At 63.9% G+C, this 10,190-nt stretch carries 11 protein-coding genes; 2 read left to right on the forward strand and 9 right to left on the reverse strand.

Translation table 11 applies throughout. The features are described from left to right. Positions 1-11: 11 nt before the first annotated feature. The 5 genes from BJQ17_RS05945 to BJQ17_RS05965 are packed head-to-tail and all read right to left on the reverse strand — an operon-like array spanning position 12 to position 4,786. Entirely contained in the window at positions 12-773 is a 762-nt protein-coding gene (locus BJQ17_RS05945; protein ID WP_070095743.1) for a hypothetical protein, read from the reverse strand. Further along, on the reverse strand, positions 770-2,407 hold the full coding sequence (locus tag BJQ17_RS05950; protein WP_047603907.1) for an FAD-binding oxidoreductase: 1,638 nt from the start codon (positions 2,405-2,407) through the stop codon (positions 770-772). The genes BJQ17_RS05945 and BJQ17_RS05950 overlap by 4 nt, the downstream gene beginning before the upstream one ends. Further along, positions 2,397-3,263 carry a class I SAM-dependent methyltransferase gene (locus tag BJQ17_RS05955; RefSeq protein ID WP_070095744.1) on the reverse strand — a complete coding sequence of 289 codons (867 nt, stop codon included), beginning with the start codon at positions 3,261-3,263 and terminating at the stop codon, positions 2,397-2,399. Before BJQ17_RS05955 ends, BJQ17_RS05950 begins: the two co-directional genes overlap by 11 nt. 51 nt (positions 3,264-3,314) lie before the next feature. After that, positions 3,315-4,238: a GNAT family N-acetyltransferase gene (locus BJQ17_RS05960; protein ID WP_070095745.1), complete on the reverse strand. Its 924-nt coding sequence runs from the start codon at positions 4,236-4,238 to the stop codon at positions 3,315-3,317. Positions 4,239-4,276: 38 nt separating this feature from the next. Next, positions 4,277-4,786: a MarR family winged helix-turn-helix transcriptional regulator gene (locus BJQ17_RS05965; RefSeq protein WP_003247680.1), complete on the reverse strand. Its 510-nt coding sequence runs from the start codon at positions 4,784-4,786 to the stop codon at positions 4,277-4,279. 195 nt (positions 4,787-4,981) lie between these two features. On the opposite strand from BJQ17_RS05965, the gene BJQ17_RS05970 reads away from it, so the two are divergent. Next, positions 4,982-5,500 carry a DMT family transporter gene (locus tag BJQ17_RS05970; protein ID WP_004575274.1) on the forward strand — a complete coding sequence of 173 codons (519 nt, stop codon included), beginning with the start codon at positions 4,982-4,984 and terminating at the stop codon, positions 5,498-5,500. On the opposite strand, the gene BJQ17_RS05975 is transcribed toward BJQ17_RS05970, so the two are convergent. The 3 genes from BJQ17_RS05975 to BJQ17_RS05985 all read right to left on the reverse strand — a co-directional run bounded on the left by BJQ17_RS05975 (position 5,501) and on the right by BJQ17_RS05985 (position 7,625). Beyond that, on the reverse strand, positions 5,501-6,409 hold the full coding sequence (locus BJQ17_RS05975; protein ID WP_070095753.1) for a LysR family transcriptional regulator: 909 nt from the start codon (positions 6,407-6,409) through the stop codon (positions 5,501-5,503). Positions 6,410-6,570: 161 nt separating this feature from the next. Then, positions 6,571-6,900 carry a hypothetical protein gene (locus tag BJQ17_RS05980; RefSeq protein ID WP_012052790.1) on the reverse strand — a complete coding sequence of 110 codons (330 nt, stop codon included), beginning with the start codon at positions 6,898-6,900 and terminating at the stop codon, positions 6,571-6,573. A gap of 74 nt (positions 6,901-6,974) precedes the next feature. After that, entirely contained in the window at positions 6,975-7,625 is a 651-nt protein-coding gene (locus BJQ17_RS05985) for a DUF998 domain-containing protein (protein WP_070095746.1), read from the reverse strand. Between the two features lie 197 nt (positions 7,626-7,822). Here BJQ17_RS05985 and BJQ17_RS05990 point away from each other — a divergent pair, with 197 nt between their 5' ends. Continuing rightward, on the forward strand, positions 7,823-8,572 hold the full coding sequence (locus tag BJQ17_RS05990; RefSeq protein WP_003247694.1) for a FadR/GntR family transcriptional regulator: 750 nt from the start codon (positions 7,823-7,825) through the stop codon (positions 8,570-8,572). A 132-nt stretch (positions 8,573-8,704) separates the two neighbouring features. Here BJQ17_RS05990 and BJQ17_RS05995 read toward each other — a convergent pair. Continuing rightward, positions 8,705-10,190 (reverse strand): aldehyde dehydrogenase (NADP(+)) (locus tag BJQ17_RS05995; protein WP_070095747.1); only part of this gene is annotated, 1,486 nt, incomplete at its 5' end.

Below are 10,190 nucleotides of genomic sequence, written 5' to 3' on the forward strand. Positions count from 1 at the left end.
CTTGTGGTGGTTCACTGGGGCAGGCTTCGGGTAGCCCGGGTCTGGATGCGCTGCGAGGCCTTGCAGGCCGGGGGATGGCGCTGAAACAGCTGAAGTACCCAGTCGGGGCGGGTCTTGCTGGCATCGTTGAGCCAATTGGCGACCGAGTCCTGGGCGTATTTCTCGGCTTCGGCCAGTAGCGGTACCAGTAACGGCTCGGCCACTTCTGGTTGTTGCTTGAGCGCGGTAATGTGCTCGCACCAAACGCCGCGCGGGCGCAGGATCTCGATGCAGAACCGACGGACCAGTGGGTCTGCATCGCCCGTATGGCGGCCGAGTAGCGCCAGGGCCGCTTCAAGGTGCTGGGCCAGGCGCGGTCGCAGGGCGATCCAGGCCCATTCACGCACACCGAAGTGCTCATCGCGGGCAAAGCGAAACTGCGCCAGCAGGGCATCTTCCGCTGGCAGCGAGCGTGACAGGAACGCCTGGGCAAACGCCGCCCAGCTGCGCACGGTATCGGATGGGTGCGTGCAGCATTGCTCGAACACCTGCTGGCGCAAAGACTCGGGGGCCTGCTCCAGCCACTTGCCCAACGCCAGGCCAATGGCCGCCACTTTTTTTGACAGGCCCAGTGCCTGGGCCTGGTCCGCACTGGCAGCGAGGTGCTCTACCAACGTTGAGGGCAGTTGGCCTGTCAAGGCGTTGACCAGGGCGGCTTGATCCACCGCCAGGCATTCGGCCAGGTTGCGGGTTGGCAGTTGGCCAAGGTCGATCAGGGATTTTCGGTCGCTCATTGCAGAGGTTCCATGGCGGAGGAATGGCATCCGGTGGCCGGGGCTGGTGGGCAGTAACGCCCTGGTGCGAGCAGGTGCTGCGGGTCCAGGGCGTGCTTGAGGCGCTGCCCAAGCTGCCAGGCAGGCGCCTGCGTATCGGTCAGCAGGTGCATGAAGGCCAGAGGCAGGCGATAGGGCAGTACACCTTGCTGTTTGCCGCTGTTGAACAAGTCCCGGTAACAGTCCTCTGCGCGGGCCGTGGCCTTTTCATCGTTGCGATCGAAGAGCAGTGGCAAGGTGCAGTCGATTGCCCGGCCAGACAACGTGGTGAGGGTGACCGGGCAGGGGAGGCGGTGGGTCTGGCACACATGCTCCATGTGCCTGACGAATGTTGCCACCTGCTGGCTACGCAAAGGCAGGATCGGTGCGTACCAGATCAGGCCGCAGTTGTCCCGTGCCGGGTCGAGCAGGGCGCCTGCCTGCGGCCGTGCTCCGGCGACATAGGCCAGCGGCAGCGCCACCTGATTGGGTCGGCCTTCCATCAGTTCCATACCCAAGTGCAGTTTGTCCAGCATGACCCGCCAGCGCCTGGACCAGGCACCTGGCAGCAGACGCAGGGCTTGGCTTGCCCATGCCAGCTGGCGCTGGCTGCGGAACAGATAGCGGCTGCTGAAACGACGCAGTTCGGTACGGATAATGCCCTTCAGCGAGGCCAGTTGCGCCTGTTCGCAGTAAATCGAGCCCACCCCCATCCAGGCAGGCAGGGCCAGCGACCTCGCAGCGGTGTCGCGCTCAGCCTGGTTTAGCTGGGTCAGGGGGCGCGCGTCATAGGCCATGCTCAGCAGGCGAGTGCTGTTCATCAGGTTGATGCCGCCCACCTGGCTGCCGCAACGGTCAAGAATGCGTTTCACCCCGTCCAGTGCTGCAGGTAACTGTGCCGCGGAGTCGACCCAGAAATAGAACGGTTGCACGACTTGCGGGCGTCGGACCAAGGCAATCGACATTTGCGTCACCACGCCTAGGCCGCTCTGGCCGAACAGGCCATCAAGGTAAGGCCCGACTCCCCACTTGAAACACGGGGTGGTGCCAGGCGCCCACATGGGCGAGCGGTAGCGCTGACCATCGGGCAGGATGGCCTCAAGGCCCATCACGGCCTGCCAGTGGTCTGTTACCGGCGTGATGCCGAACCCTCGCTCCAGCGCATTGGCCAGCACACTGCACGTGGGCCCGGCGCCGGTGACCGGGGTGAGGAAGGGCAGGTCGCGGCTGGCCAGGTAGTCGGCCAGTGCCGCCTGGGTCACGCCAGGCTCGAGGGTGACCACAGCCAGCGCTTCGTCAAAGGCGAGAATCTTGTCCATGCGCGACAGGTCGAGTTGGACGCAGTGGCTATTCGTAGTCGCCATGCCACCGTAGCCCCAGTTGTTGCCGGTGCTGGCAGGTTGCAGCGCAACGTTGTGCTGGCGGGCAATGGCCAGGCAGGCCGCCACCTCTTCGCTGTTGGCGGGCCTGAGACGGGCGCAGGCATGGGCGGGCGAGCGCATTGTGTCCTGGCGCAACCTGGCGAGCGTCGCGGCATCCGTCTGCACGTGGACGTCGCCCAGCAATGTGCGCCACGCCGCCAGGGCGGCTTGCAGGCGCTGCGGCTCAGAACGCACTCGCCATCCCCCCCATGCCGAGGAACAGGCGCAACTGATCGACATCAGCCTGGCGGCTACGCGGCAAGCAGCGGTAGCGGCGGCGGAACTCGTCCTTCATTGCCGCCACGCAGCGCCGCTTGGGAGTGCGGACAACCATCATCAATGGGCTGACGGCGGTGCTGTAGACCTTGGCACATGGGCCCAGATAGCTGGCGGCAAGGGTCTGGAACTCTTCCCGTGAGAACGCCGCCAGCAGCGAGTTGCGGTAGTCGAGCAGGGTAGCCTGGTCGGCACCGTCGCTGGCGCGGCTGACGAAGTAGTCCACCGATTCCACCGACTTGAGCCTGCCGAAATCATTCAGGTAGATGGCCCGATCATTGCGCAGCACGCGCGCGATGTTGCGGAACGTCGCTTCCAGCTGAGAGAGGTCTGCCAGGTGATGCAGGGCCATGGACGAAATCACTACATCGACGCTACGGTCGGCGATACCGGCCAGGCGCGTCATGTCTTCTTCGCGCAGTTCGACGTTGTCGATGCCCTGCTGGCGGATCGATTCACGGCCCACCTCGAGCATGCTGGCGGACAGGTCGGCACCGATGAACTCGGCCCGCGGGTTCAGCCGGGCCAACTGCAGCAATAGGCTGGCAGGGCCACAACCGATATCCAGTACGACATCACCGGGTTTGATCAGGGCGCACATCTGTGCGCAGTGGTACAAGTAGGTGCCGGACAGCGCCTGGCCCTGGCCGGCACTGTCGGCGTAGGCACTGACGCAAGTTTCGTCGACCATCACCAGGTCGGGCTCAGGTGTACGTACAAACGGTTGCCTGAGGGTGATTTCCCTGTAGATCGCGCGCAGCAATCCTGTGTCCATGAACTTGTCCTCCATGAAAGTCGTGTGGGTTTGGAACGCGGGGCGGGCTGCTCAGTCCAGTTGCAGAGCCCGTCGCACCCGCGGCGAAAGGTGGTGCGGCGAGGTGCCACAACGTGCCATGTGGGTGAGGACGTCGTCGGCACTCCAGCGAGCCTGTGCGGCGGGCAGCTGGATATGTGGGTAATGGCGCGAGCAAAAAAAGTCGAACAGGTCGGTACACGTCTGGTCGACCGTAAATTTCAGGCCTGGCGCACTGTAGGCCTTGGCGAACACATCCCGCGCCCGGGCTAGATTCACGGCCAGCGGCAGCGACAGGGCATTGTTGAGTTTGGTATAGGCCTGTACCGGGCCGATGGGCGAGAAGAACAGTACATTGCGGTAGAAGCTGGCGGCGCGCGGGTGCACGGCGATCACCAAGGTGCTCACCTTACGGTGGTCAATGGCCCATCGAAACATGGCGTTGTACAGCATCAGTGGCACGCCCTTGCCCTTGTAGCGGCTACATACCGCCAAGGTCCCGACTTCGGCCACGCGCACACCGCCCAGGCGCTGTAGCACAGCCTCGTTGATGTGCACATCCTCCAGTGGAAGGCCCAGTGCCGAGTCTTCGATCAGCGACACGGTGCCAACCAACCGCCCGTCTTTCAGTGCCACGAAGGTGGTAGTGCCCGGTAGCAGGTGAAACGGCGAAAACCGCATGCCCGCACGGCACACGGTGGCGATGCCGCGGCGTGCATAGCTCTCGTTGACCAGACGCAGGGCCTGCTCGAGTTCGAACAGGTTCTGCACCGGGCGAAAGCTGAAACCCTCGATGGCCAGTGGCTGTCTGGCAAGGCGGCGGATGAACAGGCGCCGGTAAAGGGCCGCTGGCAGGCAGGCCTCGAGCCAAGGTTGGCGACGACTTAACTGGTCGTGTTCGCTATGTACCCGGGGCTTCCTGCCAAGCCGGGCCAATACGCTCTGATTCTGCAACATCATCCACCTCCATGTGGTCTTGCGGGTGTGCCTTGGGTTCAGTGCTTGTCCGGTGGCAGTGCCAGGGCAGGACTGGCCGAGAGTGCCTGTAGCGTGGCGGACAGGGCATCACGTTGCGCGTTGTCCAGTGACTGCATGATCGTGCCGATCCAGTCGGTGTGTTCGGCGAAAACGGCGTCGAGTACCGCTATGCCTGCTGAGGTAAGGCTGATGCTCAGCTTGCGCCGGTCATGGGCGTCCTTGCGGCGCTTGATAAAGCCATCACCCTGCAGGCCGTCGAGCAGGCCGGTCACGGTGCCTGAGGTGATTGCCAGGCGCGTCGCCAGCTCCAGCGGTGCCAGGCGGCCGCCTGCACCTTGCAAGGTCAGGAGGATTGCGAACCGCCCTTCCGACAGGTTATGGCGGGCCAACCGTGCGGCGCATACCCGGTTGATGGCCGCTGCAGCGGACAGCAGTTCGAAACACAGGCGCACGTTCTGCCTGGCGTCAGCGGGGGCCTCGGCCAGTGCATCGAGCATGATGTGATGCTTGTTCTCAAGAGTATTCATAAGGCGCAGTTTATCTTGGTGCCTTAGTAAGTCAACAGCACAGATGTTTCAGGGTTAAGACAACATGCGCACGCCGGACGGAAGGGATGTTTCACTATGCATGGTACGAATAGTTCAAGTGCAGGATTTTGATTTCTATCAGTACTGGGTAATGCACCATCATGGTGGCCATCGATACCTTGGAGGAGGACTGCCATGTTCAGTAAATCGATGCTCCTGCTGGTGCTTCCTGTGGCAATGGCGTTGCTTGCCGGTGCTGTGTTGCCATTTCAGGCCGCCGGCAATGCTGCGGTAGGCCGGGCCCTTGGGCACTGGCTGTGGGGGGCTTTCACATCGTTGACGGTGAGCATGCTGGTGGTGATCGCTGCGCTGCTGATTATCCGGGTACCGGCACCAGACATGGGCAAGGCCTTGCAAGGGCCCTGGTGGTTATGGATTGGTGGCGTGCTGGGGGCACTGTATGTAGCCGGCGCCGCAGCACTCACCCCGAAACTTGGCGCAGCAGGGTTCCTGGTACTGGTGGTGGCAGGGCAGATCATCACGGCAGTGCTTGCCGACCACTACGGGGCGATGGGGCTGGGTGGCAAGCCGCTTAGCCTGGCCAGGGTGGCTGGCGTGGTGCTGATCCTGTGCGGAGTGTTGCTGGTACAAGGCCCTTGGGCAACGGCGTCACCGGCCCATTCCACGGCAGCTGTGAAGGGGCAAGAAAACTGATCAGCGCCCTGCTTGGCTGCAGGCCCGTACGGTTTCGCGCAGCCAGCGGTGCCCGGGGTCACTGTCCTTGCGGTTGTGCCAGGCTTGCTGATAGTCGAACGAGGGGATGGCCAGTGGCGGCGTGAACTGGCGCAGTGTCCTGTGCTGGCGCAACGACCCCACGGCGCGGCTGGCCACCGTCAGGATCAGGTCGGTGCCGGCCAGCACTTCGACCGCAGCACTCCAGTGTGGCAAGGCCAGGGCAATACGGCGTTGCAAGCCCCGGGCGGCCAGTGCGCGCTCGATTTCATCGAAAGCATCCGGGCGCATGGCCATCAATACATGTGGGCGTGCCAACCAGTCTTCCAGGGCCATACCGCCACTGGCAGGCAGGACCTGGCGATCGGCAACGCTGATGAAGCGATCGGCAAACAGGGGCTGGACGGTGATGTCCTGAGGCAGTTCGGGGAACAGGCCCAGGGCCAGATCCAGCTCGCCATCGAGCAACTGCGCCAACATGGTTTCACGGCTGGCCTGGCTGATGGCCAGGTCCACCCCGGGCGCGACTTGGCGCAGGTGGCGTAGCAGATGCGGCAGGATGATGCGCGAAGCGTAGTCGGATAGCGACAGCCGGAATCGGCGCTGGGCCCGGGCTGGCTCGAACAGCGGGGTGGCCAGCAGGCTGTCGAGATTGCTCAGTGCATCCTGTAACGGTTGTGCCAGGGATTGGGCGCGGGCGGTAAGGGCCATGCCGCCACCTTGGCGTACCAGCAAAGGGTCGTCGAAGTGTTTGCGCAACTGCGCCAAGGCGTGGCTGACCGCCGGTTGGCTGCGGTGCAGGCGCAGGGCTGCGCGGGTCACGTGCCGTTCACTGAGCAGGGCATGCAGGGCGAGCAGCAGGTTGAGGTCGATCTTGCGCAGTTCATCCATCAGGTGAATGGCCTTGGTCAATTCTGGCGACTCGGATCAGCTTAACAAATGCTTGAGTCTTGCACGCGCTTACAAGCTGCTGGCGATAGAGGCCTTTTCGCAGCACATGGACTCTACTAAATGGCTTTATGTTTGAGCTGTAATTTACTGATAAAAAAGAGTTATCTTCTTGCAGTCGCATGCTGAACACACTGTTCAAAGTAAGTCCGCTTTATCGCTTCAGGCTTGAGCCGCGAGCGGCTGTTGTACGTCTGCTCGGTAATGCCGAAGGCAGTCATGCGCATCCAGGGTTTGGGGAATTTGCGTACCTGCAGCTTCTTGCGCGTGGCATACAAGGTCACCCCGGAAAGCTTGGCCTGTTGAGCCTCGGCGGCTATCTGCGCGCCCCAGCTGCAGGTGTGGCGATCGTTCTGGCTCAGTGCCCTGGCTTGGGCGCCGAAAGCGAAGGTGGCCAGCAGGCAGCCGGCCATCGTTGCTAGAAGTACTCGCATGTTGCTGTCCTAAGCATCTGAAAGAGAACGGAGTTTGCCTTCGCTTTCCGCAGCCGTGGGCCAGCAATTTGCCGTCAGGTCACAGCCATGCGCAGCGGGCTGGCCACGGGCCTGCGCAGGCTTGTCCAGGCCAGGCTGGCAACCCAGAGCAACGAAACACCGTAGTTAAGGCGTTGATAGAGGCCGAACAGCTGGCCACTCTGCGCCGCCTGGCCCATCAACGCGACGGTGATGATGGCCAACACCACGCAAGCCAGGGAAAGCAGCGCCAAGGCGGGGGAGCCGGCAATGCGGTTGCCCAGCCATGCCCATACGGCGCTGGCCAAGGTCAGTGAGAGGAACATCAGCAGACCAAACAGGTTATGCAGTTGCTGCGAGGTAGATGGCTGTGCCGGTGCACAGCCCTGGTCGCAAGGGAACCAGCCGGTGCCCAAACTGCCCATGCCATGCAGCAACACCAGGCCCGCACTCAGCAGCGCCAGCTTCGAGCTGCGCCAGCGCCGCACCAGGCCCCAGGCAAACAGGGCAAACAGCAGGGCCAGAGGGAAATTGTTGACCCGTGGCGACCAGCTGTGGGTTGGCGAACCGGCCGCGCCAAGCTGGCTCATGGCCTGTTGCAGGTGATCATAGCCAGGGTAGGCCTGAGCGGTGAGCCATACCCCCACCAGCAGCCAGAGGGGGATCAGCAGGCCACTGCCGAGCAAAAGGCGGTCGAGGGTTTTCATACTGCAGATTCCTTCCTTGGAACAGTGAGCGTGGAGGCGTACAGTACAGGCTTGCGCACGTCATGGGCCAGGAATTCTGTGCGTTTTTCAGGGGCCAGGGACTGCAAAGATGGCAATAAATACCGCACGGGGTGTATGTGATCGTACAACCGCTTGCGCTATGATGAGCGCTGTCTTTCAAGGTGAAATACAGGGCAATGACAGAGCAGCAGGTACAGGCAAGGACCCGGCGCAAGCCGCGCAGTCTGGCCCAGGAACTGGTCACGGTGCTGACCGAACGCATTCGCAGCGGCCAGCTCAAGCGCGGCGACAAGCTGCCGACCGAATCGCAGATCATGGCCGAGGAGGGCGTCAGCCGCACGGTGGTGCGTGAGGCGATCTCGCGGTTGCAGGCCGCCGGGCAGGTAGAGACTCGCCACGGCATTGGTACATTCGTGCTGGATGCGCCGGCTACGGGCGGTTTCCGTATCGACCCGGCCACCGTGGTCACCCTGCGCGAAGTGCTGGCGGTGCTGGAGTTGCGCATTGCCCTGGAGATCGAGTCGGCCGGGCTGGCGGCCCAGCGGCGAAGCGACGAAGCCCTGGCCGGTATGCGGGCGGCGCTGGACGAACTCAACGAGGGGGCGGCCCACGCCACCGATGCGGTGTCCGCGGACTTCCAGTTCCACCTGCGCATTGCCCAGGCCAGCGGCAACCACTACTTCGCCGACATCATCAACCACCTGGGTACCAGCATCATTCCGCGCACCCGGCTGAATTCGGCGCGCCTGGCCCATGATGATCAGGCGCATTACATGAGTCGCCTGATGCATGAGCACGAGGCGATCTATGAGGCGATTGCCCGGCGTGACAGCGAAGGGGCGAAGATGGCCATGCGCATGCACCTGAGCAACAGCCGCGAGCGCTTGCGCCAGGCGCATGAGGCGGCGGAAGCGCAAGGGACCTGAAGCCTTTGCTGCCAGTACTGGCCTCTTCGCGGGCAAGATAGCCCTGTAGGAGCGGGCTTGCCCGCGAAGAGGCCGGTACAGTCAAAAAGAAAAGCCCCGCCGTGCGCAGGGCTTTCTTGTTGCTTGCACCGGTCAGATCGCCCCGTCACTCCACTGCCCGTTCACCAACCGCCGCAGCCCCAGCGGGTTGCCGTCGCGCAGTGCCTCAGGCAGCAGTGTCTGCGGGTAGTTCTGGTAGCACACCGGGCGCAGGAAGCGGTCGATGGCCAACGTGCCGACCGAGGTGCCACGCGCATCGGAGGTCGCCGGGTACGGGCCGCCGTGCACCATGGCATCACAGACTTCGACACCGGTCGGGTAGCCATTGACCAGGATTCGCCCGACTTTCTCCTCCAGCAGCGGCACCAGCCAGGCGAAGGCATCGAAGTCTTCCGCCTCGCCGATCAGCGTCGCGGTCAGCTGGCCGCGCAGGCCGAGCAGCGCGTCGCGCAGTTGGTCGTGGTCCTGCACCTCTACAGCCACGGTGGTGGGCCCAAACACTTCTTCCTGCAACAGCGGGTCGGACTCGACCAGCAGGCGTGCATCGGCCTTGAACAGCTGAGCGCGTGCCTGGTTGCCTTCCTGCGCCTGGCCGGCCACATGCTCGATACCGGCATGGGCATGCAGGTGTTCAAGGCCGCCAACGTAGCTGCGCAGGCCGCCAGCGTTGAGCATGGTTTGCCCGGCTTGCTGGTCCAGGTACTGGCCAAGGTCGGCGAGCAGCTGGCTGTACTGTGGTGACTGCAGGCCAATCACCAACCCAGGGTTGGTGCAGAACTGCCCGGCGCCCATGCACACGGACCCCGCCAACTCGCGGGCAATGGCTTCGCCACGCTTGGCCAGGGCGCCCGGCAGGATGATGACCGGGTTGATGCTCGACATCTCGGCAAATACCGGGATTGGCTGCGGGCGCTCAGCGGCCATGCGGCAAAGGGCATCGCCGCCTTTGAGCGAGCCGGTGAAGCCAACCGCCTGGATGGCGGGGTGCTTGACCAGCCACTCGCCCACGCCGCCACCAAATACCATGTTGAACACGCCCTTGGGCATGCCGGTACGCTCAGCGGCGCGCACGATGGCGCAGCCGACCAGGTCGGCCGTGGCCATGTGCCCGCTGTGCGCCTTGAATACCACCGGGCAGCCCGCGGCGAGGGCGGCCGCGGTATCACCACCGGCGGTGGAGAAGGCCAGCGGGAAGTTGCTGGCCCCGAACACGGCGACCGGGCCCACGCCGATGCGCATCTGGCGCAGGTCTACGCGTGGCAGCGGCTGGCGCTCGGGCAGTGCCAGGTCGATGCGCGCGCCGAGGAAGTCGCCGCGGCGCAGCACTTGGGCGAACAGGCGCATCTGCCCGCTGGTGCGGCCGCGCTCGCCCTGGATACGGGCGGCGGGCAGTGCAGTTTCGCGGCAGACGATGGCGACGAAGGCGTCATCCAGTTCGTCGAGTTCAGCGGCGATGGCGTCGAGGAACTCGGCCCGACGTGCCGGGGCCAGTTGGCGGAACTCGGCGAAGGCTGCGGCAGCGGCCTTGGCGGCCTGGTCCACTTCGGCTTCGGTGGCCTGGGCAAAGCTGTAGGGCAGG

The organism is Pseudomonas sp. NBRC 111139, assembly GCF_001753955.1.
Classification (GTDB): Bacteria; Pseudomonadota; Gammaproteobacteria; order Pseudomonadales; family Pseudomonadaceae; genus Aquipseudomonas; species Aquipseudomonas alloputida.